This is a genomic window from Mycobacteroides sp. PCS013 (genome assembly GCF_049532645.1).
GTDB lineage: Bacteria > Actinomycetota > Actinomycetes > Mycobacteriales > Mycobacteriaceae > Mycobacterium > Mycobacterium gwanakae.
This window is the reverse complement of record NZ_CP150131.1, coordinates 3,322,594-3,349,415: the sequence shown is the minus strand read 5'-3', so window position 1 is coordinate 3,349,415 and position 26,822 is coordinate 3,322,594. Positions and strand designations below refer to the sequence as shown.

Sequence of the window (26,822 nt, the reverse complement as noted above, 5' to 3'; positions counted from 1 at the left end):
TAGTACTGGATACTTCGGGTCACGCATAGGCCTGTGATGTGCGAGTTTGCGCAGCACTATGCGACCGGCGGGACTTGTTATTTAGTGAATGGCATGTCAGTCTATTAAATATGTGAGCGGGGGACGGGTGGGGAAGAGCCGTGCGTACGCCGCAAGTAATGGAAGGAACGTGCCGTGAAACGAACCGTGGATCCAACCCTGGGTCTGCATGACGAGCCCGACTACGAAGTCGCGATCATCGGTGCCGGGTTGGGTGGCATCTGCGCGGCCATCAAGTTGCTCGAGATGGGTATCCAGGACTTCGTCATCATCGACCGGGACGAGGACTTCGGAGGCACGTGGCTGCGCAACACCTACCCCGGGGTGGGTGCCGACATCCCGACCGTCGCCTACCAGTTCACCTTCGCGCCGAAGGGGGATTGGCAACGATTCTTCGCCACCGGCGCCGAAATACAGCAGTACGCACAGGATTTGGTCGCCGAGCACGGATTGCGCGCCCACGCGAGGTTCGGTACGTGTGTCGAACGAGAGGTGTTCGACGAAGAGAACCACCTTTGGCAGGTGCATACCGCCGACGGTGAGGTCATCTCGTCGCGGTTCCTGATCAGCGCGATAGGCGCCTACATCAACCCGCGAACGGCGCCGGACATCCCAGGGCTGGACACCTTCGCGGGTCCGATCCAGGTGCCGTCCCGATGGCAACACGATGTGGACATGCGCGGCAAGCGGGTCGGAATTGTGGGCGTGGGAAGTTCCACCGTGCAGATAGCGCCGGCCATTGCCGGCGAGGTGGAGCACCTCGATGTGTACCAGCGGACGCCGCAATGGTACTTCCCGAAACCAGACTTCCGGATGCCGCGCCCACTGCAGCGGCTGTTGGCGGGGCGCAGATTCGCCAATACAGTCAACGGGATTGCCTTGGCGGGCATAGAACTTGGCTTACGCGTTCTGATCTACACGCCCAAGCCGTTGTTCCGGGTGGGGGCAGCGATCTTCGACAAGGTGGCGCTCTGGGCGTATCGCGGCTGGCTCCGGCACAAAGTGAATGATCCCGAGGTGCGCGATCAGCTGCGGCCGCGGTTCGGGGCGGGGTGTACCCGCGGCACGCTGGGGGCGGACTACCTACCGACCTTCAACCGGCCGAACGTGACACTGGTATCGAACGGTATCGACCGGATCACCCCGACGGGCATCGTCGACAAGGCGGGTGTCGAACGCCCCGTTGACATTCTGGTGCTGGCCACCGGATACGAGATGTTCTCCGATCCCGAAACCTACCGGGTGGGAACCGTATTGGGCACCCAGGGATTCGACCTCGCCGAGTTCTACCGTGAAAACGGGCTACAGGCGTACCAAAGTACATCGGTGCCGGGTCTTCCGAACCGGTTCATGCTGGTGGGTCCGTACTCCTGGACCGGCACCAGCTTCCACTACATCCTGGAGAACTCGATGCGCCACATCGGGGCCGTCCTCCAACTCGCTCGCGCCAAACGAGCCACCTGGGTCGAGGTCACCCAGGATGCGCTGGACGACTTCCAGGCGAACATCGCCCGCAGTGGCGCAAACTTGAATCGGTACTTCACGGTGAACTGCGCGGGGTCCAACAGCTATTTCATCAACTCGCAGGGCGACACCCCCTATGTGCGTCCGTGGACGGTCCTGCAGTCCTACCGCCGCAGTGTCCAATTTCCTTCGGGCGCTTACGAATTCAGGCGGATTAACAGCCCGGTGAAGGAGATCGAACATGCGGTTTGACGCAGTCCCCATCCCGGTCGATGGGGTCGAGGAGTTCTTCGCCACCGCGCCGTTCGTGACCCGGGTCCGGCGCACTTTCGACGCGCCACCCGAAGACGTATGGAGGGTCGTGTCGGGCGACCGGATGTGGTCGTGGCTGCCGTCCGTCTGGGGCTGCCGGTATCCGCAGGACATCACACCGACCGCCGGCACCGTGCGGGACTTCCAGATGTACATCCACTCCTGGATGGTGTTCGCCCAGCACGAGCAGATCATTCACTTCGACGCCCCCCACGTCATGCGATACACGGCGCTGGATGCCACCTTGCCGGTGTTCGGGTCGTGGTGCGAGGAGTACCGGGTGCTTCCCGAGTCCGATCCCGGCAAGGCTACCGTCGACTGGACACTGGCCTGTGCGCCGAGGTACCTGACGAACATTCCGGGATCGCATATCGCGATTCGCCCGGTTGCCGCGATCCTCAAGCCCATCTTCTGGTTCGGCCTGGGCGGGCTCGCCCGCGAGCTGCCGGTGCGTGGCCCGCAACGCACCGGCTGAACCGCGGCCCCGACCGGGCAGGTGCACCGCAGACACACTGTGGTCCACTGACAACATGCGGTTGATGGCGGTGCACGCCCACCCCGACGACGAATCGAGCCGAGGCGCGGCCACTCTGGCCAAGTACGCGGCCGAGGGGCACGAGGTGCTGGTTGTCACGGCCACCGGAGGCGAGCGCGGCGACATTCTCAACCCGGCGATGAACCTGCCGGGCAACCACGAGAACCTGCCGGATGTGCGTCGTCAGGAAATGGCGCTCGCAGCAAAAACCCTTGGTGTTGAACATCACTGGCTGGGCTTCATGGACTCGGGTCTGCAACTCGACCCCAGTCTGTTACCCGGGGACGGATTCGCCCGGGTGCCACTGGCCGAATCGGTGCCTCGCCTTGTCGAGGTGATCAGGCGCTTCCGGCCGGACGTGATGATCACCTACAACGAGTGTGGCGGCTACCCGCACCCCGACCACATTCGCTGTCACCAGCTCGCCGTCGCCGCATATGAGGCGTGTGAGGAGGTGCGCAAGCTCTACTACTTCCACGAGATCGTCCGGGTGACACCGGCGATGGTGAAGTTTGTGGGACGAGTGGAGCGGATTGTCAGCCGCCGTGGATCCGGTGCAGCACCCAAGGGTCCCCGAGCGGGTGATGTCGCGGTCCCCGATTGGGTGCGGCGCGTGAGCTCGGTGACCAGGCGGTTGCGAGGGCGCCGGGTCACCACCGAAGTCTCCTGCGCCGAGTACTTCCCCGTACGCGATAAGGCGCTGAGGGCGCACGCATCGCAAGTCGATCCCAGCGGACCGTTCTTCCTGGTGCCCTGGACCTGGCGGCAACAGCTATGGCCGACGGAGAAATTCGAGCTCGCGCACACCCGCGTGGCGACGAGCGCTCCCGAGACCGACCTCTTCGCCGGCCTCTGAGGCACTAGTGGGGTGCCGCGGCAACGGTTGCGGGGTGCACCGCGATCAGTCCCAGCCCCCTGCGGCGCTTGCACATCGCGGCCAGCTCCGCGTAGGCCTTCTCGCCCAACAGCTCGGTCAGCTCCGGGGCGTACGACTGCCATACCTGCTTCTTGCCGACATGTGCGGCCGGGTCTCCGGTGCAGTACCAGTGCAGGTCTGCGCCACCCTCACCCCAGCCGCGACGGTCGTACTCGGTAATCGTCGTCTTCAGGATCTGCGAACCGTCCGGCCGGTCCACCCAGGCCTGCGTCCGCCTGATCGGCAGCTGCCAGCACACCTCGGGCTTCATCGTCAGCGGCTCGACACCCAGCTTGATGGCCTTGGAATGCAGGGCACAGCCGATGCCGCCTGCGAAGCCGGGGCGGTTCAGGAAAATGCACGCACCCTTGTACTTGCGTGTGCGCCATTGCTTTTCCCCGTCAAGCTCGTCCTTCTCCAGGTAGCCCTTGCGGCCCAGCCCCTTCTCGCGGAATTGCCAGTCCTCATCGGTGAGCTGTTTCGCCGAGTCGTCCAGCTTCGCCCGATCGTCGGCATCGGACAGAAACGCCCCGTGCGAGCAGCAACCATCGTCGGGTCGTCCGGCAACCGTGCCCTGGCAGGCGGGAGTGCCGAACACGCAGGTCCAATGTGATAGCAGCCAGGTCATGTCGGCCTTGATCAAATGCTCGGGATTCTCCGGGTCGTAGAACTCCACCCACTCGCGGGCGAAGTCGAGCTCCACCTCCTGGCCATCGAGGGAGGCGTCACGTCCAAAGGGCTGTTTTGGCAGCGTCGTCACAGATGTAAACGGTAGACCCACTAACGTGTGCTGCGTGCGATTAGGCGTGCTGGATGTCGGCAGCAACACGGTGCACCTGTTGGTGGTTGATGCCCGACGGGGTGGACACCCCACACCCATGAGCTCCACCAAGGCGGCACTGCGTCTGGCGGAGGCCATCGATGAGTCTGGCAAGCTCACCCGGAAGGGCTCCGACAGCCTGGTGCACACCATCCAGGAGTTCTCCAAGATTGCCCGCAGCTCCGGCTGCGCGGAGATCATGGCGTTCGCCACGTCGGCCGTTCGGGACGCCACCAACTCCGATGAGGTGCTGACACGTGTCAAGAAGGAAACCGGCGTGGATCTCGCCGTTCTTTCCGGTGTCAACGAGTCGCGGCTGACCTTCCTGGCCGTGCGGCGCTGGTACGGCTGGAGCGCCGGGCGCATCATCAACCTCGATATCGGCGGTGGCTCGCTGGAACTGTCCTGCGGTGTCGACGAAGAACCAGACATCGCGTTGTCTCTGCCGCTGGGGGCCGGACGGTTGACGCGAGAGTGGTTGGCCGAAGATCCGCCGGGACGTCGCCGCGTCGCTATGCTGCGTGACTGGCTGGAATCGGAACTGGTGGACGCTGCCAAACAGGTGGCGGCAGCAGGGGTGCCCGATCTGGCCGTAGCGTCCTCGAAAACGTTCCGGTCGCTTGCGCGACTCACCGGTGCTGCACCTTCCGGCGCAGGACCACGAGTTAAGAGGACACTTACAGCAAGCGGACTGCGTCAGTTGATCGCGTTCATCTCGCGAATGACTACCGCAGACCGTGCGGAGTTGGAGGGAGTCAGTGTCGACAGGGCGCCTCAGATCGTCGCCGGAGCACTCGTCGCGGAGGCAAGCATGCGTGCTCTGTCGTTAGAGGCGGTCGACATCTGCCCGTGGGCTCTGCGCGAAGGGCTAATTCTGCGCAAGCTGGATAGCGAAGCCGATGGCACTGCACTCGTTGACTGACCCCGTCCCGCTTAGCCTCGGACGGTAGGAGAGGACATGACCGACTCAGACGACACGCAGCGGCCGGTATCGGTTGCCGAGCTGCTGGCGCGCAATGGTGCCGCCGACGGCAAGATCAGCGGCCATCGCCGCCGGATGCGCGGCAACGCCGACGCCATCCCGGTGGCCGAGTTGACCGGTGAGATCCCCGTCATCCGTGACAAGAAGGGTGGTCGCGCGCGCCCCAACCCGGCACCGTCGCCTGCTCCGGAAACGGCGGCGCCGCCCGAGTCCCCCAAGGCAGCTGAGGCGGGAGCGCGTTCCTACCTGCGTTCCAACGAAGATGCGTTGTTCGGCGGCGACAGCATGGCCGATGAGGCCGCCCGTCGCGGCACCACGGCCGCACCGGCCCCGGCGCCCGCTCAGCCTTCCGCGATGGAATCACCGCTTCGGAGCATCTTCCCGCCGACCCCCACACCAGTCGCCCGGCCGGGAGAACCGCGCAAGTCCATCGACTTCAACGACGCGACCGGCGTCATCTCCCCGGTTACCGCCGAGCCGCCCAAGTCCGAACCGGCACCGGCGCCGGCGGTAGTCGCGCCCGCCGTACCCGCAGCGCCACCGGCTCCCGCGATTCCGGTCCCGCCGGTGTCTCGCCCGGAGCCCGAGTCCGTCACACCCGAGCCAGTCACGCCCGAGCCGGAACCTGAGCCCGAACCCGAGCCCGCGGCCGTCGCACAGCCCCAACCCGAACCGGAGCCCGTCACACCGGAGCCGGAACACTCGCCCGAACCAGAGACCGTGTACCACGCGGAGTATGAGGCGGAGTACGAGGACGACGGCGAGTACGACGAGTACGGCCGGGCCGTCGAGTGGACGTCGCACGATGCCGAGCAGGACGTCGAGGACGACGAATTCGAGGATCAGGAAGACGACTATCAGCTGGAGCACGAGCTTCAGGAGCTTGTCGGCGCGCACGGTGACCCGTCCGAGCCCGAGGTCAGTCAGCTCGCCGCGATCGACACCGACAAATCCAAGGCCGAGGCGAAAGCCGACCGCCGGGAGAAGATCAAGACCTACCTGCAGGGCAGCTGGATTGCCGCGCAGTACCTGCTGGCGGCCGCCGCGGGTGCGGGCCTGTTCTTCGTGTTCCGGGAACTGTGGAGCTGGAACCAGGGCTTCGCGTTACTCCTGGGCGTGTTGTTCATCGCAATTCTGGTCGCCTCGCTGTGGGTGATCCGCAAGACGGTCGACCTGGCCAGCATCCTGATCGCGATCGTGGTGGGAGCCCTGATCGCGTTCGGCCCCCTCGTGCTCATGCTGCAAGCGGTTGATTAGGTAGCGTTATCCAACCGTGCGCCCTGCGATCAAGGTTGGTCTGTCAACGGCCTCGGTGTATCCACTCAAAACCGAAGCAGCTTTCGAGTACGCGGCCCGGCTCGGGTACGACGGTGTCGAGCTCATGGTGTGGGCCGAGGCGGTGAGTCAGGACGTCGGCGCCGTCGCCAAACTCTCCCGCAAGTACGACATGCCGGTGTTATCCGTGCATGCCCCGTGCCTATTGGTGTCGCAGCGCGTCTGGGGCGCCAACCCGATTCCCAAGCTGGAACGCAGCGTTCGGGCCGCCGAAAAACTGGGTGCGCAGACCGTCGTCGTACATCCGCCATTTCGGTGGCAGCGCCGGTACGCCGAAGGCTTCGCCGAACAGGTTGCATCGCTGGAGGACTCGAGCGATGTGCACGTCGCGGTGGAGAACATGTTCCCGTTGCGGGCCGACCGTCTGTTCGGTGCCGGGCAGACATCGGTGGAGCGTATGAAGCGCCGCGGTGGCAGGCCCGGAATCGGAGTATCCGCCTTTGCGCCGTCGTTCGATCCGACCGATGCCAATCACGCGCACTACACGCTTGACCTGTCACACACCGCAACCGCCGGGACCGATGCGGTGGACATGATGCGCCGGATGGGATCTGGGCTCACGCATCTGCATCTCACTGATGGCACGGGCGCCTCTGTCGACGAACATCTGGTGCCCGGCAAGGGAACTCAGCCAGTTGCGCAGGTGTGCCGGGAGCTGGCGGCCGGTGACTTCACCGGGCAGGTGGTGCTCGAGGTGCACACCTCGGCCGCACGTACCGAGGACCAGCGCGAGGCGATTCTGAGGGAGTCGCTGGAGTTCGCCAGAACGCATCTGGTGCGATAGGCGGCGTGGTTAACGCTCCCTTCGCGCAAGCAATGGCCCTCACGCCCGCGGGCGACGGCCTGTTTGACGCGCACCTGAATGACACCTGGACCATCGGACCCAAGCTGCACGGCGGCGTCATGCTTGCGTTGCTTGCCGGTGCGGCGCGCGAGACGCTCGGCGAGAGCGAGCCCATCGCCGTCAGCGCAAGCTATCTGTTCGCGCCCTCGCCCGGTGACATGCAGGTGCGCACATCGGTGCGTAAGCGGGGACGGCAGATCTCGCTCGTGGATGCCGAACTCGTCCAGGACGGCCGCACCGCGGTGCACGCCGTGGTCACCCTGGGCACGCCCGAGCAGCACGTGGGCCCGCTGCTGACGGCCCTGCCGCCCGCACTCACGCAGCTGCCCGCTGAACCGCCGCCGGGGGTGGCCCCGATCGCCGAGGGTCATCCGATGGGGGAGATCTTTCACCTGTTCGGCGGGATCGACGTTCGGCCCTCGTTGCGGTCCATGAGCGACCTGAGCGAGCGGGGCAAGCCCGAGATCGTGCTGTGGGCACGACCGCGCGATATGGCGCCAGACGGGTTGTTCGCATTGGTGTGCGGTGACATCTCGGTACCGGTGACGTTCCCGCTGGGGCGTTTCGGCTGGGCACCCACCGTGCAGCTGACCACGTATCTGCGTACGTTGCCCGCGGACGGATGGCTGCGAGTGTTGTGCAGTACCAACCAGATCGGCCAGCACTGGTTTGATTCCGAACACACGGTCATCGACTCCGAGGGCGCTCTGGTGGTGCAGTCTCGCCAGCTCGCCATGGTGCCGGCGAACTGATCGGTGTACCTTCCGTAGGGGATCTCGTCAAAGGAGTATCAGGCATGGGTGACAAGCAGAAGACGCCTGACTGGGCCGCCGAGGGAGGCGCCTGGGTGCTGGAGAATGGGCACCGCGCCCTGCTGAAACTCACCGGCGGTCGCTGGCCGCACAAGCTCGGTTTCATGCCCACACTGGAGTTGCACACCATCGGGCGCAAGTCCGGTGAGCGCCGCTCCTCCCTGTTGAGCTCGCCCATCTTCACGCCGGAACGGATCGTCGTGATCGCCTCGCTGGGCGGGGCCTCGCACAATCCGGCCTGGTACTTGAACCTCGTTGCCAATCCGAACGTCGAGATCACCGTGCGCGGCGAGACGAAGCCGTACATCGCGCGTACCGCGTCGGCAGCGGAGAAGGCCGAGCTGTGGCCGGAGATCACCCGGGGATTCGGTAACCCGTACGCGGGATATCAGCGCAGCACCACCCGGGACATCCCCGTCGTCATTTGCGAACCGGTCTAAGGAGAGTTTCGATGAGCAAGCAACCCGATTGGGCCATCCGGCTCGGCGCCTGGGGTCTGGAGAACGGGCACCGCCTCGTGCTGGCGCTGACCGGCGGCCGGTACCCCAAGAGGCTGCTGGGTATGCAGCCGGTGGAGCTGTACACCATCGGCAGTAAGACGGGGCAGCGTCGCGGCACGCTGCTGACCGCGCCGATCTACGAACCCGGCAAGGTGGTGCTGGTGGCCTCCTACGGTGGAGGGTCCGAGAACCCGGCCTGGTACAAGAATCTGGTGGCCAACCCGGCCGTCGAGATCGCGGTGGACGATGTCGCGCGTCCCTTCACGGCGCACACCGCCTCGCCCGAAGAAAAGGCCGCGCTGTGGCCGGCGATCGTCAAGGCCAACCCCGGCTATGCGGGATATCAGAAGAACACCGACCGGGACATCCCGGTCATCATCTGCGTACCTGCCTAACCGCCGCGGGCCGTCCCGCGAAAACGATCATTGACGGGTTGGACACTTTTTCATATTGTGTCCAACATGAAGGTGGCGGCGTCCGATAGTCCCCGCGAGGACATCCCCGAGCCCATCGTGGCCGCAGTCGCCATGACGTTGGTGCGATCGGGCATGCAGCGGTTCAATCTGTCTGCCGCAGCGGAGCAGGCCGGGGTGTCGCGGAGCACCCTCTACAACTGGTTCGGCGGTAAGCAGGCCGCCATCGACACCGCATTCGGTTATCTCGCAGACGCTTTCATCGACTTCTTCGCAGCGGCGGTGGGTGCGGAGACCACGCTGGTCGATCAGGTCGCGGCCGCCGCCTCGGGAATCTGTGAGCACCGCCGATGGACGGATCATCTCGCCCTGCACACCACCGATCTGCTGGACCTCATCCTGGATGAGCGCGGCGAGGACCTGATGGCGCGCTCGGTCGCGTTCTGGACACCCCGCATACGGGAAGCGCAGGAGCGTAAGGAGATTCCCGGTCGCATCGTCCCGGAGGAGGCCGCCGAGTGGATCATCAGAACCCTGATGAGCATCGAGGTGCTGCCACCCATCGTGATCGATCTGTCCGATCCGGCAGCGGTGCGCCGTTACTTCGCCGACTACATCACGCATGGACTGGGTGCCGCGCGTGATTGACACTTCCCAACACTGCGTGGTGATCGGCGCCGGGGTGGCGGGGCTCGCCTCGGCGGTGTGGATGGCTGAGGCCGGGTTCCGGGTGACCCTGCTGGAACGGCGGGCCACCCTCGGTGGGCGCACTCATTCCATCGAGATACCCCAGGTCGACGACGTCGCCGATAACGGTGTCCACGTCATGTCCGGCTCGATGGAAGAGCTGTTGCGTTACCTCGAAACCATCGGGGCGCGAGATCTTTTGGCCGCTGAGTCCGGAACCTATGCGCGACGGCTGCTGCCCGGGGGAGAGGTGGACGACACCTCACTGTTCCGCACATTCGCGTGGCTGCCCGCGGCGAGCATCGGGGATCGGCTTCGGGTATGGCGCGCTTATCTGCGGATCGTCAGGGATTGCGTTCGCCCACCCGGTGATCTGGACGCCATTACCGCGCGAAAGTGGCTCGACCGCATCGGGATGCCCAAGGTCGCGCGTGACACCTGGATTGATTTCTTGATCATCGGTGCGCACAACGAGAAGCCGGATCTGATCTCCGCCAGCGCTTTCCGGAATCTTCTGGTCACCATGGCCCGGCGGGGGCGCGGGGCGGCCCGCAACGGAACATTGCTGTACTCCACAGTCGACTTCACCTCGCTGTTCGTCACCGGTGCCGAGAAGGTGCTCGCCAATCACGGTTGCGAGGTGCGGGGCCGCGCAGGAGTGAAATCAATCGTGTTGCACGGCAATGCTGTTTCTGGTGTATCGCTGACCGATGGTGAGTTCATACCGGCCGACGCGGTGATCTGTGCGGTCCCGCCGTGGGCCGTGGAGGGATTGCTTGACGCCGTCCCCGGCCACGAGCAGTTGTACAGTGCGGCAGCCAAGCTCGTTCCCGCTCCGCTGGTGAGCGTCTACCTGTACCTCAACAAGTCGCTCGGGCTGACGACCATCCTCGATGCTCTCGTGGGTGGTGAGGGCGTGGTCGAGCAGGTCTTCGATCGGCAGAAGATGGTGGGATACGACGGTAGCGAACGTGGGTTGTATTCGTACGAGATCACGGTCAGCGCCGCGTACGAACTGAACTCGCTGTCGTCGAGCGGCGAGATCATCGAGACGTGTATGCGCTTCCTGCGCAACTACTATCCGGCCGCGCGGGACGCCGAATTAGTGCACGCCAAGGTGGTGCGGATGCCGCGTGCCACCTACAGTGAGCGTCCGGGAACGGCGGGCGCCCGTCCGCCGCAGCGCACCAGTGTGCGCGGGCTGGCACTGGCGGGTGACTGGACCGCGACCGACTTCCCCTCGACCATCGGTGGGGCAGCGCAGAGTGCGGAATTGGCCACCCGCGTGATCCTTGACCAGGCTCCAGTGGGCTAGCCCCTTGATTGTGAGCTGCCTCACATTCAAGATGGTCACTAGGTCAACGTCGACACTAGGAGGCCCCCATGGCGCGGACACATTACGGATCGCTACGCAAGGGAGGGCTCAACTGGGATTCCTTGCCGCTCAAGCTGTTCGTTGGCGGCAATGCGAAATTTTGGGATCCGGCCGATATCGACTTCTCGCGCGACCGGGCGGACTGGGACGCGCTCACCGATCGGGAACGTGACTATGCGACGCGGCTCTGCGCGCAGTTCATCGCCGGCGAGGAGTCGGTGACCCAGGACATCCAGCCGTTCATGACGGCCATGCGTGCCGAGGGGCGACTCGGTGACGAGATGTACTTGACGCAGTTCGCCTTTGAAGAGGCAAAGCACACACAAGTCTTCAGGCTCTGGCTTGATGCAGTCGGTGTCGGCGACGACCTGCACGGGTACCTCGACGACCTTCCGGCCTACCGCGAGATCTTCTTCGATGAGCTGCCGGATGCCTTGGGCACGCTGGCCAGCGACCCGTCGCCGGCGGCACAGGTGCGCGCCTCGGTGACCTATAACCACGTGGTCGAGGGCATGCTGGCACTCACGGGATACTTTGCATGGCACAAGATTTGCGTTGACCGGGGCATCTTGCCCGGTATGCAGGAGCTGATTCGCCGGATCGGTGACGACGAGCGCCGGCACATGGCCTGGGGCACCTTCACCTGCCGGCGTCACGTGGCCGCCGATGACGCCAACTGGTCGGTCTTCGAGGCCCGCATGAACGAACTCGTCCCGATCGCGTTGCGTCTCACCGAGGAAGGCTTCGGACTGTACGGCGCCGACACCCCGTTCGGGCTCGTGCTGGACGAGTTCATGCAGTACTCCGCCGACAAGGGAATGCGCCGGTTCGGGACCATCAGCAGCGCGCGCGGCCGTCCGCTCGGCGAGATCGACCTCGACTATTCGCCGCTGCAACTGGAAGACACGTTCGCTGCCGAGGATCGGGAGGCGCTTGCGGCCACGGCTTAGCGCGCACTCCGCACTGTCGCCGCCCACAACCGGGGGAACGCCACATTGTGCAGCGGGTTGGGAAGTATCAAATGGTTGTGTGCCAGCCCAACAGCTATGTGGCGGTTCGGGTCAGCCCATCCGGTGGAGCCGCCGGCCCCCATATGCCCGAAACCTCCCGCCAATCCCGGCGCGGGGATGCAGTGATAGCCGAGCTCCCAGATATCGCGGGTAAGAGCGACATTGGGCCTGATCCCGCGCCCGCCAGCCAGTTCGGCGGTCTTCTCCGCGGACAGCAGCTGCCGCCCGTCCACGCTTCCCCGGTTACTCAGTGCGCCGTAGAGCTTGGCCAGGGCCGGTGCGGTACAGATGGCGTTGCCCGCGCCCATCTGGGTGTCGTACAGCGGGGCGGTCGCATGCCCGTCGTCGGCCACGATCCGTTCGGCTCCGGGCACGTGGATCGCTCCGGTGGCCCCCCGCGCGCCCGGCAGGGCGTCCACCACGCGTGCCCCGATGGACAGGCCGCGAGAAAGAAATGGCGTCTTCACGGCCTTGTCGAGCTGCGCATAGATCCCCGCGGGAGTTGTCGGTGAATCGGCGGGCGGGCGCCCCAGGTGAATGCCGTCCACTCCGAGGATCTCCGCGAGTTCGGTGCGATAGAGCGTGCGCATGTCCTTACCGGTGATCGCACGCCCGAGTCCGGCCAGGATCCAGCCGTAACTCATCGCGTGATACGCGGATTTCCCGTAGTAGCGCCCGACAGGCACTGCGGCGAGTCGCTGCTCCATCAGTTCGTGGTCGAGAAGTTCTTCGGGAGTGGAGGCGATCGGAGCCAGCGCGGCCAGTCCCGACTTGTGCGCCAGGACATCGCGCACCGTGACCGACTCCTTGCCGTTGGCGGCGAATTCCGGCCAGTAGCGGGCGACCGGGGCGTCATAGGCCAGCAGCCCTCGGTCGGCCAGGCGATGGATAACGGTGGCGGTCACCCCCTTGGAGGCCGAGTACACGATCGGTGCGGTATCGCGGGTCCACGGCACACCGGGACGCGCCTCACCGGCCCAGATGTCGAGCACGGGTTCGCCATCGACGTAGGCGCAGAGCGCGCCGCCCCCGGTATGGCCGACATACATCGACGCGAACTTGCGGACCACCCGGTCGAACTCGGGTTGTGCCCAGCCCTGTACCCCGTCCGGTAGACCGGTGCCCCAGGATTCCGGCGCGAAAACGGGGGAGGTCTGCGCGCGACGCTGCGGTTGTGACATATGTAACTTGTAGTCCGGTTATCCCACTGTGCGCCACCATCTGCGCGCAGATCTGCGAATAGTCACAAATCGGCGCGAATGTGCATATCGCTGTCTACATACCGCTGCGGCACCTTGCTCTGGAGCTTAGAAAGCCGTTTCCGGGTGCGCTAATGGGTCTGCCATGCTGGTCGCCATGTCCAGAATCGCAATCATCGGTGGCGGCAATATCGGCGAAGCACTTATCTCCGGGCTGCTGAGGGCCGGACGGCAGGCCAAGGACATCGTCGTGTCCGAGAAGGTCCCCGCCCGCGCAAAGGCTCTGGCAGAGGCGTATTCCATCCGCGTCAGCGAGGTGGCGGATGCCGTCGAAGGTGCCGATTTCATTGTGGTGGCGGTCAAACCGTCCGATGTCGAGAGCGCGACCAGCGAGATCGCCGCGGCGCTGGCGAAACTGGACGCCGAAGGTAGCGACCGGGAGACCGAGCAGGTGCTGGTCTCGGTGGCCGCGGGAGTGTCCGCGAGCTTCTTCGAATCCAAGCTGGCCGCCGGGGCTCCGGTGGTGCGGGTGATGCCCAATGCCCCGATGCTTGTCGGCGCCGGGGTCAGCGCTGTCGCCAAGGGCCGATTCGCGACCGACGAGCAGCTCAGTGCCGTCGCCGAGCTGCTGGAGTCGGTGGGCAGCGTCATCAAGGTGGCCGAATCGCAGATGGACACCGTTACCGCGCTGTCCGGATCGGGCCCGGCCTACTTCTTCCTGCTCGTCGAGGCGCTGGTCGATGCGGGGGTTGCCTCGGGTCTCACGCGGCCCGTCGCCACCGATCTGGTCATCCAGACCATGGCCGGATCCGCCGCGATGCTGCTCGAACGGGCTGAGACGGACGAAAATCGGGCCCCCGGGCTGCAGACCCGCACGGAGGTCGATACGACCGCCGCCGAGCTCCGCGCAACGATTACCTCGCCGGGTGGTACTACCGCCGCTGCGCTGCGCGAACTGGAACGTGGAGGTTTGCGGGCAAGCGTCTATGCCGCCGTTGAAGCCGCAAAAACACGCTCCGAGCAGCTCGGAATCACATCAGAGTAATTTAACCAAATCTTGATCAATTAGCCCACACGGGTATCAGTAACCCCACTGGTCCCGCTATTCTCCTTCTAGCACGTGCGTGTCCGTACCGCCGATGGGGAAGATTGGCGGCACGACACGTGCCTAGGGAAATGGGTATGCGATGACGTCAATCAACGGGCCATCCGCGCGCGACGGGGCCGGCGCCAAGCCGGGCCGGGACGCGGCGGCCGCTGGCCAATCCGGCAAGGCTCAGTTCCTTACGGTCGCCGAGGTCGCCGCGCTGATGCGCGTGAGCAAGATGACCGTCTACCGGTTGGTGCACAACGGCGAGCTGCCCGCGGTGCGGGTCGGCCGGTCGTTCCGTGTGCATGCCAAGGCGGTCAACGATCTGCTGCAGGCCTCCTACTTCGACGCCGGATAAGGCGCCTCGAAGCGGGAGATGCCCCCTTGGGGGCTGCCGGTTCTGCCGGTTTCCTGACCTGAGGCCGCAGCAGGTAGAGTCATGCGGCACCCTGGCGTAAGCCTTTTTGGGTTAGGGCGCCTTGTGTACGGCTGGGAAAAAGCCGCTGTGCACGCGTCCACGGTAAAGACGATTTCAAAGTAGTTAGCAGGAGTTCATGGGTTCAGTTATCAAGAAGCGGCGTAAGCGTATGTCCAAGAAGAAGCACCGCAAGCTGCTTCGCCGCACTCGGGTTCAGCGCAGAAAACTCGGTAAGTAAACCTTGCGTTAGTGGGCATCCGCTCGGGATGCCCATTGGTGCCGTGATGGATAGGCTTCGTCCGTGAGCGCCGGTGAGACCAATCTGCACTACCCGCGGGTGGTGCTGGTCACCGGAGCCAGCCGATTCCTCGGGGGTTATCTGGCTGCGCGTCTGGTGCAGAACCCGATGATCAACCGTGTCATCGCGGTAGATGCTGTCGCCCCAAGCAAGGACCTGCTGCGCAGGATGGGGCGGGCAGAGTTCGTGCGGGCCGATATCCGCAACCCGTTCATCGCGAAGGTCATCCGGAACGGCGAGGTCGACACGGTGGTGCACACCGCCTCGGCCTCGTTCTCGCCGCGTTCGGGTGGGCGCGCCGCGCTCAAGGAATTGAACGTGATGGGTGCGATGCAGCTGTTCGCGGCGTGCCAGAAGGCGCCCACAGTGCAGCGCGTTGTCGTCAAGTCCACCGCACAGGTCTATGGAGCCGGTCCCCGGGATCCGGTGATGTTCACCGAGGAGATGGGTGCGCGCCGTCCACCGTCCGACGGGTTCGCACGGGACAGCATTGATATCGAGAGCTATGCCCGCGGTCTGGCCCGGCGGCGCCCCGATGTGGCGGTGACGATCCTGCGGTTGGCCAACTTGATCGGCCCCGGTATGGACACCGCGTTGGCGCGCTATCTGGCGGGCCCGCTAGTGCCCACCGTGTTTGGGCGCGACGCCCGCCTGCAGCTGCTGCATGAGCAGGATGCGCTGGGTGCGCTTGAGCGCGCCACCATGGCAGGTAAGGCGGGCACCTTCAACATCGCGGCCGACGGCATGATGATGATGTCGCAGGCGGTTCGCCGTTCCGGGCAACTCGGCATCCCGGTGCCGTCGTTTGCGGTGGCGGGAATTGCGTCGTTCACCAAGGGCACCCGGTACACCGAGCTGAGTTCCGAACAGCGTGACTGGCTGGCCTATGGGCGCGCGATCGACAACACCCGTATGAAGGTCGAACTCGGGTATCAGCCCAAGTGGACGACCGTTGGGGCCTTTGGTGACTACGTTCGGGGACGCGGGATCACTCCAGTAATCGAGCCGGAGTGGGTACGCTCATTGGGAGATCGCGCGGTGGCTCTCGCGCAGAAGATCAGTTCGTAGACATAGGGCGGAGGTGAGAAGCATGGCAGGCGACACAAAGGCGAAAGTCATTCAACTGCAGGTTAATTCGGAACGCCATGCTGCACGCGCTCGCCGGGCCGAGGCGCGGGCCGATGCCGGCCGGCGGCATCCGTCATCGTTGGCCAACGATGCGCCGGCTGGAGATTCCGCGGATACCGCCGCAGTCATCCACGACCTCAACGAGATTCGCGCGGCACAGGGCAACGCCCCTCTGGGCGATGAAGAGTCGCTGACTGCCCTCGCGGCCAACATTGCCGCCGTCGCTGAGTTCATTCGCCGCCGAGTCGGCGGCGACTACAGCGTCGACGATTTCGGATTCGACGAGCACCTCAACGAATCGCTGCTGCTTCCTTTGCTCAGGCCACTGTTCAACCGATGGTTCAGGGTGGACGTGACCGGGGTCGAGAACATTCCCGCGACCGGTGGGGCGTTGGTTGTGGCTAACCATGCGGGTGTGCTGCCGCTCGACGGGCTGATGCTCTCGGTGGCCGTGCACGACCGGTGCCCCGGCAACCGCACCCTGCGCAACCTGGCCGCCGACATGGTGTTCGATGCACCGTTCCTGGGACAGTTGGCGCGAAAGGCGGGCCATACGCTGGCGTGCACCGCCGACGCGCACCGGCTACTGTCCGCGGGCGAGCTGACTGCTGTGTTCCCCGAGGGATACAAGGGACTGGGTAAGCCGTTCAAGGATCGCTACAAGCTGCAGAGATTCGGCCGTGGAGGATTCGTCGCGGCAGCCATTCGTACCGGAGCGCCGATCATCCCGTGCTCGATCGTCGGGTCCGAGGAGATCTACCCGATGATCGCCGACCTGAAGGTGATCGCCCGGTTGTTCGGTCTGCCCTACTTCCCGGTGACCCCGCTGTTCCCGGCGGCAGGTCCCGTCGGGTTGGTGCCGCTGCCGTCCAAGTGGCATATCGAATTCGGTACACCCATCCCCACGGACGGGTTCGACGAGACGGCGGCTGACGATCCGATGGTGACATTCGAGGTCACCGACCAGGTCCGCGAGACCATCCAGCAGACGCTGTACCGGCTGCTCGCGGGTCGTCGCAACATGTTCTTCGGCTAGGCCTTCCCTCTACGCCGATACGCCGTGTACCGGCGGTTTCGTATCGCAGATCCTCGCCGCGGGGCGCAGCGCGGGCGGCGTAAGTTCGATGCGTGATCACCAACCGGGTAACCGAACTGCTGGGTATCGAGCGGCCGATCGTGCAGGCTCCGATGGGCTGGATCGCGCGATCCCAGCTGGCCAGCGCCGTCTGCGAAGCCGGCGGGCTCGGCATCATCGAAACAAGCTCGGGCGAGCTCGATGCCATCAAGGGCGAGATTCGCCTCATGCGTGAGCTCACCGACAAACCATTCGGGGTGAACATCGCACAGGCTTTCGTGCGAGATCCGTCCATCGCGCAGTTTGTGGTCGATCAGGGCGTGACGTTCGTGACCACCAGCGCGGGCGACCCCAACAAGTACACCCGGATCCTCAAGGCCAATGGCCTTACCGTCTTTCATGTCGTCCCGACGCTCGCGGCCGCCCTCAAGGCTGTCGACGCGGGAGTGGACGGTCTGGTGGTGGAAGGCGTCGAAGGCGGCGGTTTCAAGGATCCCAAGGGTGCGTCGACCATGGTGTTGCTGCCACTGGTGCGCTCGCGGGTGGACGTTCCGATCATCGCCGCCGGCGGTATCTGTGACGGTGCATCCATGGCGGCGGCTTTCGCGCTCGGCGCCGAGGGCGTGCAGATGGGTACCCGGATGATGTCGGCCGCCGAGTCACCCATCCACGGCAACTGGAAGGCAGCGGTGGTCGCTGCGCGCGAGACCGACACCGTGCTACTGAACAGGCTGACCAAGCCAGGCCTGCGCGCCTTGCGCAGCGAGCGCACCGAAGAGATGGAACGACGGGATCTGGTATCGCTCATGGAAACCGGGAATCCGTTGGACCTCTACTTCGGGGGCGATATGGACACCTTCGTGCCACTCGGCGGGCAGGTGGCCGGGCGCATCGGTGCGGTCGAGTCTGTGCGGGACATTCTCGACACCACCATGGACGAGTTCACCGCGGTGATCGGCAAGCTCGCCGCTCAATACAGCTGACGAGGATTCGGCGCCGAGTGGGGGCGGCCGCGTCATTGCCGCCTGCGGTCCGGGGTGCCCACGGAGATCCAACCGCTAACTAGCCCGTCTGTGCGGCGCCCTCGCTGCTCACTTGCTGCCGTCATCGCACGTCGTGCCGGGGGGCCTGCTGGGCTGCGCTCAAATCAGCAAAGCCACATCGGTGCGAAGCCCCGCGTTGGCGACCTTTCCTCGCAAACGACTGGCCCTCGTCGGTAACGAATGTACCGACGTGCCGATAGGCTCTATTAGTGTTAGCCTTTGGTCAATCGCGGGGGCGCTCAGCTGTTGTACCGCTACCCCGAATTGAGGATTAGTATTGTGACTCAACCTTCGCTGGAGGGTCAGGGTGGCATTGCCCACTTCTCCCGGGGTGGCGATTTTCCTGCAGCGCCGATGCTGTTCGGCGGCGTTATTGCGACCTTCATTGTGGTTGCCACACTGTTGGGTCTCGACGACGGTAGAAACATCAGCATCCCTCGATCGATGCCAGTCAGTGAAGTTGCTTCGGTGACGCCCGAAGCGGCCGACCTCGGGCATCAGGGGCGTTCGGGCCAGTTAGCCATCGCGGTGACCGACGTCACGGCGTATCTGGTCGCGGGCGATCCTGGGCTGCCCGAGAATGCGCAGGGCGGCCACGTTCTGGTCGGAGTGCGCGTGATCAACGACGGCACCGATCGCCAGCGGTTCGAGCCGGCCATTCAGCAACTTGTCGCCGGTGATCAAACCGTGGATGCGGACCAGAACGCCTCTCAGCCTGTGCTCGGTGCCGATATCGATCCCGGCGACAGCATCGTGGCGTCCATCGCGTTCGACATTCCCGAGGGCGCCGAGCCGTCGGCGATCATCCTCCGCGACTCACCGGCAGCCCCGGGCACTCAGCTGAGTTTGGCCGATATGGGCAACAGCGGCCTGGCGCAGTGAGCGTGGATCTGAAGCCGGAAGCGGTGTGGGAGGCACTTCCCGACGAGCTCAAATCGGCGCTGCGTCGACGGGCTGCCGAACCACTGAACGACGACTTGCTGCTGAAGTGTCATCGCGCAGCCGAAGATAACGAACTGCCGATCTTCTGGCGGCCCGACCCAGCCGCCGATTTCCGGCGGCATCGACTACATCCGGCTCTTGTCGACTACATCGCCGGCCTCGGAAAAGACGGCTAGCCGCTCACCGTCAGGGGTTGCAGCCGCTCGCGCTTACCCAGCGGCCGTTGTAGCCCACGCACGCGTGAACGTTCGGTGCGGGGGGAGGGGGCGGAGGATCGTCCGGCAAGGGTGCGTAGTCCTCGGGCGGAGGTGCGTATCGCTGCACGGTGTCGGCGACGTTCATGCAGCCGCTCACCGAGACTCGGCGCCCGCCGCCCACGCAGACATCGGCGTTGGCCGTGGGCAGCGCAATGGGCAGCAGCCCCGCGAAGGCCACCGCGACTGTTGCCGCGGCTACACCGGGCCTCACGGCTGCCGCTCCTGCGGCAGCTGGCAGCGCTCGCGGAAGTCGACGACGGGCTGGCGGATGGAGCGCAGATCGTTCTCGGCTTCGGGGTTGGTGCTGAAGTAGGCCTTCACCGCGCTCTGCATCTCGCTGTGCGGCTTGCCCGCAAGGCTCGTGAAGAAGTCGTTGACCTCCGGGTGGGTGTACAGATAACTCGAGGTGGAGGCGGCGACGCCCGCCGAGACTCCAGCGAGGTCGGCCGCCGTACAGTTCGGCGGACGCTCGGGTTCGGCATTCGCGGCCGCCGCGGTGAAGAGTGCTGCGGCGCTCAGGGCTGTAAATAGGCTTGTGGCAACGAGTTTCATGGACATCTCCTTACGGGACTTGTTGTACGGCGGGTGGTTTCCAGGTGCCGTCAATGATCGACGGCGGCGTTTCCTTCGGCCAGTACAGGCGGAGCATGAGGTTGAACTTTCCCTCGGGTGCGGGGAGCCAGTTCGACTCCTTTCCTGGTCCGGGATTGTCGTGTTGCAGATACAGATCCACCGATCCGTCGGGGCTGGTCGCGAAGTTGTTGCGCTGACTCAGTGTGTACCGGTTCAGTGGGTTCTCGACGAAGAACATTCCCGCGTCGTACATCGTCAGTGACCAGAACCCCTCGGCAGGTGGTAGCTGATCCTTGTCGAAGTGCAGCACGTACTGACGTGACCCGTCATACGGTTTCCCGGTGTTGTCGACCTCCGAGGTGGGGTAGACGGCATCCTCGGGCCGGTTTGCGCCGAGCCCGATTGCGGCGACCGTTGCGCGCTGTAGGTACTCGGTGCCGTATACGCCGGTCTTGGTGGTGAACACCCACCCGTTGATGTTCTCGCCGGCGTCCTTGAAGTGCGCCATGATCTTGCCGAATGCTTCCTTGGGCACCGATTGCAGGGCGCTGACGGTGTCGGCACCGAGTTTGTCGATGTCGAAGGGCTTTCCGGCCTCGATGCCGATCTTGGCCATCTTCTCCACGATCGGCTTGTCGGCCTCGGTGGGCGGATTGTCCTTCATCAGGGTGGCCAGCATGTCGAAGTATGCCTTGGTGCTCAGATTGTTGACCTGGTCACGGACGGGCGTTTTCATGTCGATGCTCGGAGCTACGGTGCCAGCGGGCGGGGTGTACTGCTTGCCGTACGAACTCAACGGCACCAACGAGATTTCGTCCTGCATCTTATGGACGGCGGCGTAATCCTCCGGGGTTCCAGTGCAGTAGATGCGACCCAGTAGCCACACGATCGACGTCGGTGACTTGTATTCCTTGATTCCTTGGGGCAGTTCGCCTTTCCAGCCAGGGCCGGTGATCGCATAAGTCTGGGGGCCGGTGCCTGTCGTGCGTTTGCCGGGCACCTCGAAGACATTGGTGTACCCGTCAAGCATGGGAAGCAGGTAATAGCGATCGTGGGCATCGGGCAGGCTCACGATCCACGGTTCCTTGCCAACGTCGAGGAACGCGTTCGTGTAGAGGGTGTCGGCATTAGGCGCGGTGACATCGCGAAAGGCCGCGTTGGGATACTCGCGCATCCGCATGAGCTGTCCCATTGGGGCGCGCGGAGATTCGACCTTCTCCACGTTGGTCATCACGCGGCGGGTCATCTCCATGGTGACAAGGGCATAGCCAAATACATACGCGTCCATGGCGATGGACTTGGCCTCGTCGGTGGAAAGCTTCTGGGAACCAGACTCTTTCGAGCAGCTGGTAAGTCCCGCCGCCAATGCGACGGTGCTCATCACGACCAATAATTTGGTCCACTGCATACACCAAACCTTCACGGGCTCACCCTCTCCTGTTGTGACGATCTTGTTCGCCGAACGTTGATCGTGCAGCACATCCCACCTGCTTGTCTTGACATTGGAAGACAAATATTTGACAGTTTGAGACATGTCGGTGATCCGTGGTTCGGCGCTCACCAACTATCACCAGCTGGTGGCCGAACTCGGCGGGGACGGCAGTGAACTGCTTGGCAGAGCGCGGGTTTCACCGGCAGATGCCGGATCCTACGAGCGGTTCATCTCTCTGCGCAACGGCGCTCGCGCACTGGAGGAAACCGCGGCGGCCCTTAACGCGCCGGACTTCGGTCGCCGACTGGCCCGGCGGCAAGGCATCGAGATCCTGGGGCCGGTGGGTTTGGCGGCGCGCACGGCGGCCACAGTTGCCGACGCCTTCGCGATTCTCGAAAAGTTCATGGGCGCATACTGTCCGGCGATAGGCGCTCGGGTCACAGCGCACCGGGATCCGTCGCTGTGCCGGTTCGAGTTCGAGTATCTCTTGACCCCCGCCCCTCCGCAGGCGCAGGCAGTCGAACTGTCGCTGGGTGTCACACTGCGGGTGCTGCATCACTTCCTGGGTGGGGGCTACCGGCCTGTTTCCGTTCATCTACCGCACCAGGCACTCACCGCGGCCGCGGGGTATCAGCGCTATTTCGGCTGTTCACCGTTCTTCTGCGAGCCTGTCGGTGGTTTCACCCTGCGGGCCACCGACATGCAGAAGTCGTTGCCCAAGGATCATCTGGCCCACCAGACTGCCGTCGACTACTTGACGGGCACTCAGGCCAACCGCAAACCGGATTCCAGTCAGCTGGCCCGTGTCCTTATTCGGCAGCTGCTCCCGACCGGAGCGATTGGTTTGGGGGACATCGCCTTACACCTCGGGGTGCACCCGAAGGCGCTGCAACGGCGACTCGGCGCCGAGGGCACAACCTTTGCCGAGCTCGTCGACCAAACCCGTCGGGAAGCTGCCGAGCGACTGCTGTCCGATACCGATCTGAGTCTCGATCATCTGAGCAGGCAGCTCGGCTACGCCGAGCAGAGTGTGTTCACCCGAAGCTGCAAGCGCTGGTTCGGGACAACCCCGAGCACCTATCGGCAGGACCGTCGAGGCCGCTAAGCCTTGCGATGTGAGGCGATGTTCGCGGCCATGGAAGCCGCGTCGGTTTCGTGGCCCTCGGCCTCGCCGATCATGGTCACGATGCTCGTCGCGACGCGTTCACCGTCGGCATCGGTCACCTCGGCCCGTACTTCGGCCGTCACCATGCCGTGCGACTCCAGCACACTGTCCAGGTAGCTATCGAAGTAGAGCCGGTCGCCTGCCTTGATGGGGCGGTGGAACTTGAGCTTCTGATCGCGGTGCAACACGCGTGCCACGTTGATGGGCAGATCCATCTCGGTGAAGATCTTGTGCTGCACCCGCCGGCCCGCGACCGCCAGGAAGGTGATGGGAGCCACGACGCCCGAGTTCACCTCGCACTCGTCCTTGATGGCCGCGGCGAATTCACGCATCTTCTCGCGGCCGACCTCGAAGTAATCGGGGTAGCGGTAGTGCGTTCCGACGATGTCTTGGCGGATGGCCATGCATTAACCCATTTCGCTGCAGGTCAGGTACGAATCTAGACAGTTCAAGCGGCGCTGAGCCTATCAGCAGCGGTAATGCCGATCATTACTTCTCACGACGGGCCAGTGCGGCCGCGAGGGCTCCACCCGCGGCGCCGAGCAGCACCGCCGAGGGCACGCCGATTCGGGCCGCCTTGCGCGCGGTACGGAAGTCGCGGACCTCCCACCCCCGGCGCCGTGCCACATCCCGCAGCTCGGCATCGGGATTGATGGCCACCGCGGTTCCCACCAAGGAGAGCATCGGCACATCGTTGATGCTGTCGCTGTAGGCGGTGCAGCGCTTGAGATTCAACCCGTTGCGGATGGCCAGGTTGCGCACGGCCCGCGCCTTGCCCGGCCCGTGCAGGATGTCGCCGACCAGCCGGCCGGTGAACACCCCGTCCGCCGATTCTGCGACGGTGCCCAGCGCCCCGGTGAGGCCCAGCCGCCGGGCGATGGTCTCGGCCAGCTCCTTGGGAGTGGCCGTGACGAGCCACACCTGTTGGCCGGCGTCGAGGTGCATTTGAGTCAGCGCCCTGGTGCCGGGCCAGATCTTGTCGGCGAGCGTCTCGTCGTAGATCTCCTCGCTGAGTGTGACGAGTTCGTCGACACTGCGGCCCTCGATGAAAGAGAGCGCCTTCTGCCGGCCCGCCGCGACATCGTCGGAGTTCTCCCGGCCGGTCAGCCGGAACTTCGCCTGCGCCCAGACGAACTGAAGCATGTCCGAGTACTGGAAATAGTCGCGCTGCGCCAGGCCACGGCCGAAGTGCACCAGCGAGGAGCCATGCACCAGGGTGTTGTCGACGTCGAAGAACGCGGCCGCGGTCAGATCAGCGGGCGGCGGACCCGTGGGCTGCTCGGTGGCCGCCGCGGCGTCTGCCTCGGCGAAGGAGGCGGCGCGTGCGACGTCTTCGGCGAACGCTTCGGCCAGCAGCTGGTCCTCCGCGGGGCCTTCGGTAGGGGGGTCGCCGTTGATCTGGGGGCTGGTCATGACCGGCTTAACCGCCCTTCCTGTCCGCCGTTTCCGAATGCCGTTTAACCCTACTGAGGGTGGCGGGAACTCGGGGGACCCGGTGGCAGAATTGACATATGACGTCACTAACGCTGCTGACACGCGTGGGGTGCTCTGCCTGCGAGCGTGCGCAGCGTGAATTGGCGGCCCTGGCCGACGAGTTCGGGGTCCCACTCACCGTCACCGATGTAGATGAGGCCGCGATCACAGATTCGTCTTTGCGAGCGGAGTTCGGTGACCGGCTTCCGGTGGTGCTGCTGGACGGTCAGGAGCACAGCTATTGGGAAGTAGACGAGCCTCGGCTCCGGGCGGACCTGAAACGTGACCGATAACAGGCTGTTTGGATTTTGCCCAGTGGCCATTTTCGGGCTACCGTGCATGAAGTTCGAGCCTCACCAAAAGCAAGGGAGCTGGACAGTGAGATGTCAGCGGAGTGACCTGCGGTGAGTGTCCTGCTGTTCGGAGCCTCGCACCGTAGCGCGCCTGTGCCGGTGCTGGAGAAGCTGGCGATTGGCGAGGCCGATCAGCCCAAGATCATCGAACACATACTGCAATCGCCCCTGGTCACAGAGGTCATGGTGCTCTCGACCTGCAACCGGGTCGAGGTATATGCCGTGGTTGAGGCCTTCCACGGCGGCCTGACCGTGATCGGTGAGGCAATCGCCCGCCACGCCGGCATGGGCATGAACGAGCTCACCAAGTACGCCTACGTCCGGTACAGCGAGGCTGCTGTCGAGCACCTGTTCGCGGTGGCCAGCGGCCTGGATTCCATGGTGATCGGCGAGCAGCAGGTGTTGGGTCAGGTGCGCAATGCGTATGCCACCGCCGAAACGCATCAAGCGGTGGGCCGGGTATTGCATGAGCTGTCTCAAAGCGCGCTGCGCGTGGGCAAGCGGGTGCATTCGGAGACCGGTATCGACGCGGCCGGCGCCTCGGTGGTGTCGGTGGCCCTGAATCTTGCGGACGGCAAGCTCGACGGTCTGCCGGGACGTACCGCCGCCGTGGTCGGCGCCGGTTCGATGGGCTCACTGGCGACCGCGCAGCTGATTCGCGCCGGGATCGACAACCTCTGGGTGGTGAACCGCAGTGCCGAGCGTGCGCAACGGCTCGCCGCGACGGCGCGCGAGGCGGGCGTGAACGCGCAGGCGATCACCCTGGACCATCTTGACCAGGCGCTGGCACAAGCCGATGTGGTGGTTTCCTGTACCGGAGCGGTCCGGCCGGTGATCTCACTGGCCGATGTTCACCGCGCCCTGGGCGGCGGCCGTGAACTCGTGTTCTGCGATCTGGGCATGCCGCGCGACGTCGATCCGACGGTGGCCGGGCTACCCGGCGTCGTCGTGGTGGACATGGAGCGCATCCAGCGTGAGCCCACCGCGCGCGCGGCAGCCGATGATGCGGGCGCTGCTCGCCAGATCGTCAACGACGAGGTGGCCCGATATCTGACCGGTGAGCGGATGGCCGAGGTCACCCCGACGGTTACCGCGTTGCGCCAACGGGCCGCTGAGGTGGTGGAGGCCGAACTGCTGCGGCTCGATGGCCGGCTGCCGAGCCTGGCGGGGGCCGAGCGCGACGAGGTCGCCAAGACAGTTCGCCGAGTCGTCGACAAGCTGTTGCACGCCCCCACGGTGCGCGTGAAGCAGCTGGCGTCGGCACCCGGTGGCGACAGTTATGCCGAGGCGTTGCGCGAGCTGTTCGAGCTTGATCCGCACACTGTCGAGGCGGTGGCCACGGCCGGCGAATTGCCGCTTGCCACAAAGGAATTACACGAAGAGAGCCGATGATCCGAATTGGTACCCGCGGCAGTCTGTTAGCGACGACTCAAGCCGGGGTTATCCGGGATGCGCTGCGCGCCAAAGGACACGAGGCAGAGCTGGTAATCGTGACGACGGCCGGGGACCAGTCGTCGGCACCCGTCGAGCAAATCGGTGTGGGGGTCTTCACGGCCGCTCTGCGCGAGGCCATCGCCGATAACGTCGTCGATGTTGCCGTGCATTCCTACAAAGATTTGCCAACGGCGGCCGACCCACGCTTCGTCATCGCCGCCATTCCGCCTCGTGAGGACTATCGGGATGCCCTCGTGGCCCGGGACGGACTGGTGCTGGGGGAGTTGCCGACGGGTTCGGTGATCGGTACCTCGTCCCCGCGGCGGGCCGCGCAGCTTAGAGCACTGGGTCTCGGTTTGGAAATTCGCCCCCTAAGAGGCAACCTGGATACCAGGTTGAGCAGGGTCTCCAATGGTGATCTTGATGCTGTGGTAGTCGCCCGGGCGGGTTTGGCCCGTATCGGACGTCTGGACCGCATCACCGAGACACTGGAACCGGTGCAGGTGTTGCCCGCGCCGGCTCAGGGAGCGCTGGCGGTGGAGTGCCGCAGTGAGGTCACCGATCTGGTGGCTGTACTGGCGGAACTCGATCACGCCGACACGCGCGCCGCGGTGACTGCCGAAAGGGCTCTGCTTGCCGAGCTGGAGGCGGGCTGTACCGCACCGGTTGGCGCGATCGCCGAGGTGGTCGAGTCGATTGATGAGGATGGCCGCGTCTTCGACGAACTGTCGTTGCGCGGATGTGCGGCGGCGCTGGACGGATCTGACGTGATTCGGGCCTCCGGGATTGGCACCCCCGATCGGGCCGCAGAGCTTGGGCTCGCGGTCGCGAGGGAGCTGCTCGATCTCGGTGCGCGAGCACTGATGACAGCTGAATAGGCGGCGCAAACCGCCGATAT

Annotated in this window: 31 protein-coding genes; 24 read left to right on the top strand and 7 right to left on the bottom strand. The window is 64.8% G+C overall.

Going from position 1 to position 26,822, the window contains the following annotated elements:
- The first annotated feature begins 198 nt into the window (after nt 1-198).
- From RHO23_RS16860 to mca, 3 genes are read left to right on the top strand one after another with little or no spacing between them, the layout of a single operon-like run.
- Nucleotides 199-1,755: a flavin-containing monooxygenase gene (locus RHO23_RS16860; protein WP_101312809.1), complete on the top strand. Its 1,557-nt coding sequence runs from the start codon at nt 199-201 to the stop codon at nt 1,753-1,755.
- Nucleotides 1,745-2,290, top strand: a complete 546-nt coding sequence (locus RHO23_RS16855; protein WP_057964876.1) for an SRPBCC family protein — start codon at nt 1,745-1,747, stop codon at nt 2,288-2,290. The genes RHO23_RS16860 and RHO23_RS16855 overlap by 11 nt, the downstream gene beginning before the upstream one ends.
- Nucleotides 2,291-2,345: 55 nt before the next feature.
- On the top strand, nt 2,346-3,206 hold the full coding sequence (gene mca, locus RHO23_RS16850; protein ID WP_057967891.1) for a mycothiol conjugate amidase Mca: 861 nt from the start codon (nt 2,346-2,348) through the stop codon (nt 3,204-3,206).
- Between the two features lie 4 nt (nt 3,207-3,210).
- Here the strand turns inward: mca and RHO23_RS16845 are convergent, their stop codons facing one another.
- The gene (locus RHO23_RS16845) at nt 3,211-4,026 is read right to left on the bottom strand and encodes a hypothetical protein (protein WP_046254796.1); all 816 of its coding nucleotides are present in this window, start codon (nt 4,024-4,026) and stop codon (nt 3,211-3,213) included.
- A gap of 34 nt (nt 4,027-4,060) precedes the next feature.
- On the opposite strand from RHO23_RS16845, the gene RHO23_RS16840 reads away from it, so the two are divergent.
- The 9 genes from RHO23_RS16840 (at nt 4,061) to RHO23_RS16800 (ending at nt 11,984) form a co-directional block, all read left to right on the top strand.
- Entirely contained in the window at nt 4,061-5,008 is a 948-nt protein-coding gene (locus tag RHO23_RS16840; RefSeq protein ID WP_044105077.1) for a Ppx/GppA phosphatase family protein, read from the top strand.
- Nucleotides 5,009-5,044: 36 nt separating this feature from the next.
- Nucleotides 5,045-6,325 carry a hypothetical protein gene (locus RHO23_RS16835; RefSeq protein ID WP_057967827.1) on the top strand — a complete coding sequence of 427 codons (1,281 nt, stop codon included), beginning with the start codon at nt 5,045-5,047 and terminating at the stop codon, nt 6,323-6,325.
- 16 nt (nt 6,326-6,341) lie between these two features.
- Entirely contained in the window at nt 6,342-7,187 is an 846-nt protein-coding gene (locus RHO23_RS16830; protein ID WP_030096477.1) for a sugar phosphate isomerase/epimerase family protein, read from the top strand.
- A 5-nt stretch (nt 7,188-7,192) separates the two neighbouring features.
- A complete protein-coding gene (locus RHO23_RS16825) occupies nt 7,193-7,999 on the top strand; it encodes a thioesterase family protein (RefSeq protein WP_078284419.1) in 807 nt (268 codons plus the stop codon).
- A 44-nt stretch (nt 8,000-8,043) separates the two neighbouring features.
- Entirely contained in the window at nt 8,044-8,499 is a 456-nt protein-coding gene (locus tag RHO23_RS16820) for a nitroreductase/quinone reductase family protein (RefSeq protein ID WP_057967828.1), read from the top strand.
- 11 nt (nt 8,500-8,510) lie between these two features.
- Nucleotides 8,511-8,954 (top strand): nitroreductase/quinone reductase family protein, encoded by a 444-nt coding sequence (locus tag RHO23_RS16815; RefSeq protein ID WP_070923022.1) that lies wholly within the window; start codon nt 8,511-8,513, stop codon nt 8,952-8,954.
- Nucleotides 8,955-9,020: 66 nt separating this feature from the next.
- Nucleotides 9,021-9,620: a TetR/AcrR family transcriptional regulator gene (locus RHO23_RS16810; RefSeq protein WP_057964874.1), complete on the top strand. Its 600-nt coding sequence runs from the start codon at nt 9,021-9,023 to the stop codon at nt 9,618-9,620.
- Nucleotides 9,613-10,974: a hydroxysqualene dehydroxylase gene (locus tag RHO23_RS16805; RefSeq protein ID WP_234797000.1), complete on the top strand. Its 1,362-nt coding sequence runs from the start codon at nt 9,613-9,615 to the stop codon at nt 10,972-10,974. The genes RHO23_RS16810 and RHO23_RS16805 overlap by 8 nt, the downstream gene beginning before the upstream one ends.
- 68 nt (nt 10,975-11,042) lie before the next feature.
- Nucleotides 11,043-11,984: a R2-like ligand-binding oxidase gene (locus RHO23_RS16800; RefSeq protein ID WP_070923020.1), complete on the top strand. Its 942-nt coding sequence runs from the start codon at nt 11,043-11,045 to the stop codon at nt 11,982-11,984.
- Here RHO23_RS16800 and RHO23_RS16795 read toward each other — a convergent pair.
- The gene (locus RHO23_RS16795) at nt 11,981-13,225 is read right to left on the bottom strand and encodes a serine hydrolase domain-containing protein (RefSeq protein ID WP_070923019.1); all 1,245 of its coding nucleotides are present in this window, start codon (nt 13,223-13,225) and stop codon (nt 11,981-11,983) included. The genes RHO23_RS16800 and RHO23_RS16795 overlap by 4 nt on opposite strands.
- Nucleotides 13,226-13,400: 175 nt before the next feature.
- On the opposite strand from RHO23_RS16795, the gene proC reads away from it, so the two are divergent.
- The 8 genes from proC to RHO23_RS16755 all read left to right on the top strand — a co-directional run bounded on the left by proC (nt 13,401) and on the right by RHO23_RS16755 (nt 19,413).
- The gene (gene proC, locus RHO23_RS16790; protein ID WP_191985241.1) at nt 13,401-14,288 is read left to right on the top strand and encodes a pyrroline-5-carboxylate reductase; all 888 of its coding nucleotides are present in this window, start codon (nt 13,401-13,403) and stop codon (nt 14,286-14,288) included.
- Nucleotides 14,289-14,430: 142 nt separating this feature from the next.
- On the top strand, nt 14,431-14,691 hold the full coding sequence (locus RHO23_RS16785) for a helix-turn-helix domain-containing protein (RefSeq protein ID WP_030096487.1): 261 nt from the start codon (nt 14,431-14,433) through the stop codon (nt 14,689-14,691).
- Between the two features lie 196 nt (nt 14,692-14,887).
- Nucleotides 14,888-14,989 (top strand): 30S ribosomal protein bS22, encoded by a 102-nt coding sequence (locus RHO23_RS16780; protein WP_003402602.1) that lies wholly within the window; start codon nt 14,888-14,890, stop codon nt 14,987-14,989.
- 63 nt (nt 14,990-15,052) lie between these two features.
- Nucleotides 15,053-16,117: an SDR family oxidoreductase gene (locus RHO23_RS16775; protein ID WP_057967833.1), complete on the top strand. Its 1,065-nt coding sequence runs from the start codon at nt 15,053-15,055 to the stop codon at nt 16,115-16,117.
- 22 nt (nt 16,118-16,139) lie between these two features.
- A complete protein-coding gene (locus RHO23_RS16770) occupies nt 16,140-17,213 on the top strand; it encodes a lysophospholipid acyltransferase family protein (RefSeq protein ID WP_070923018.1) in 1,074 nt (357 codons plus the stop codon).
- Nucleotides 17,214-17,305: 92 nt separating this feature from the next.
- Entirely contained in the window at nt 17,306-18,235 is a 930-nt protein-coding gene (locus tag RHO23_RS16765) for an NAD(P)H-dependent flavin oxidoreductase (RefSeq protein ID WP_423488060.1), read from the top strand.
- Nucleotides 18,236-18,574: 339 nt separating this feature from the next.
- Nucleotides 18,575-19,177, top strand: a complete 603-nt coding sequence (locus RHO23_RS16760) for a DUF4352 domain-containing protein (RefSeq protein WP_070920928.1) — start codon at nt 18,575-18,577, stop codon at nt 19,175-19,177.
- Complete coding sequence (locus tag RHO23_RS16755) at nt 19,174-19,413, top strand: hypothetical protein (protein WP_227465435.1); 240 nt, start codon at nt 19,174-19,176, stop codon at nt 19,411-19,413. The genes RHO23_RS16760 and RHO23_RS16755 overlap by 4 nt, the downstream gene beginning before the upstream one ends.
- Before the next feature lie 10 nt (nt 19,414-19,423).
- Here the strand turns inward: RHO23_RS16755 and RHO23_RS16750 are convergent, their stop codons facing one another.
- Genes RHO23_RS16750 through RHO23_RS16740 form a run of 3 tightly spaced genes read right to left on the bottom strand, consistent with a single transcriptional unit; the run spans nt 19,424 to nt 21,490 of the window.
- The gene (locus tag RHO23_RS16750; RefSeq protein ID WP_057967837.1) at nt 19,424-19,705 is read right to left on the bottom strand and encodes a hypothetical protein; all 282 of its coding nucleotides are present in this window, start codon (nt 19,703-19,705) and stop codon (nt 19,424-19,426) included.
- Complete coding sequence (locus RHO23_RS16745) at nt 19,702-20,046, bottom strand: heme-binding protein (protein WP_057967892.1); 345 nt, start codon at nt 20,044-20,046, stop codon at nt 19,702-19,704. The genes RHO23_RS16750 and RHO23_RS16745 overlap by 4 nt, the downstream gene beginning before the upstream one ends.
- A gap of 10 nt (nt 20,047-20,056) precedes the next feature.
- Nucleotides 20,057-21,490 carry a DUF1254 domain-containing protein gene (locus tag RHO23_RS16740; protein WP_057967893.1) on the bottom strand — a complete coding sequence of 478 codons (1,434 nt, stop codon included), beginning with the start codon at nt 21,488-21,490 and terminating at the stop codon, nt 20,057-20,059.
- A 109-nt stretch (nt 21,491-21,599) separates the two neighbouring features.
- Here RHO23_RS16740 and RHO23_RS16735 point away from each other — a divergent pair, with 109 nt between their 5' ends.
- Nucleotides 21,600-22,604, top strand: a complete 1,005-nt coding sequence (locus RHO23_RS16735; protein ID WP_057967838.1) for an AraC family transcriptional regulator — start codon at nt 21,600-21,602, stop codon at nt 22,602-22,604.
- Here RHO23_RS16735 and RHO23_RS16730 read toward each other — a convergent pair.
- The gene (locus RHO23_RS16730; protein ID WP_057967839.1) at nt 22,601-23,068 is read right to left on the bottom strand and encodes an FAS1-like dehydratase domain-containing protein; all 468 of its coding nucleotides are present in this window, start codon (nt 23,066-23,068) and stop codon (nt 22,601-22,603) included. The genes RHO23_RS16735 and RHO23_RS16730 overlap by 4 nt on opposite strands.
- 85 nt (nt 23,069-23,153) lie before the next feature.
- A complete protein-coding gene (locus RHO23_RS16725; RefSeq protein ID WP_057967840.1) occupies nt 23,154-24,077 on the bottom strand; it encodes an HAD family hydrolase in 924 nt (307 codons plus the stop codon).
- 98 nt (nt 24,078-24,175) lie between these two features.
- Between RHO23_RS16725 and RHO23_RS16720 the strand changes: the two genes are divergently transcribed.
- The 3 genes from RHO23_RS16720 to hemC all read left to right on the top strand — a co-directional run bounded on the left by RHO23_RS16720 (nt 24,176) and on the right by hemC (nt 26,802).
- Nucleotides 24,176-24,430, top strand: a complete 255-nt coding sequence (locus RHO23_RS16720; RefSeq protein WP_030096502.1) for a glutaredoxin family protein — start codon at nt 24,176-24,178, stop codon at nt 24,428-24,430.
- 111 nt (nt 24,431-24,541) lie between these two features.
- Nucleotides 24,542-25,882, top strand: coding sequence for a glutamyl-tRNA reductase (locus RHO23_RS16715; protein WP_057964863.1), 1,341 nt, complete (start codon nt 24,542-24,544; stop codon nt 25,880-25,882).
- Entirely contained in the window at nt 25,879-26,802 is a 924-nt protein-coding gene (gene hemC / locus RHO23_RS16710; RefSeq protein WP_057964862.1) for a hydroxymethylbilane synthase, read from the top strand. Before RHO23_RS16715 ends, hemC begins: the two co-directional genes overlap by 4 nt.
- The last annotated feature ends 20 nt before the right edge of the window (nt 26,803-26,822 follow it).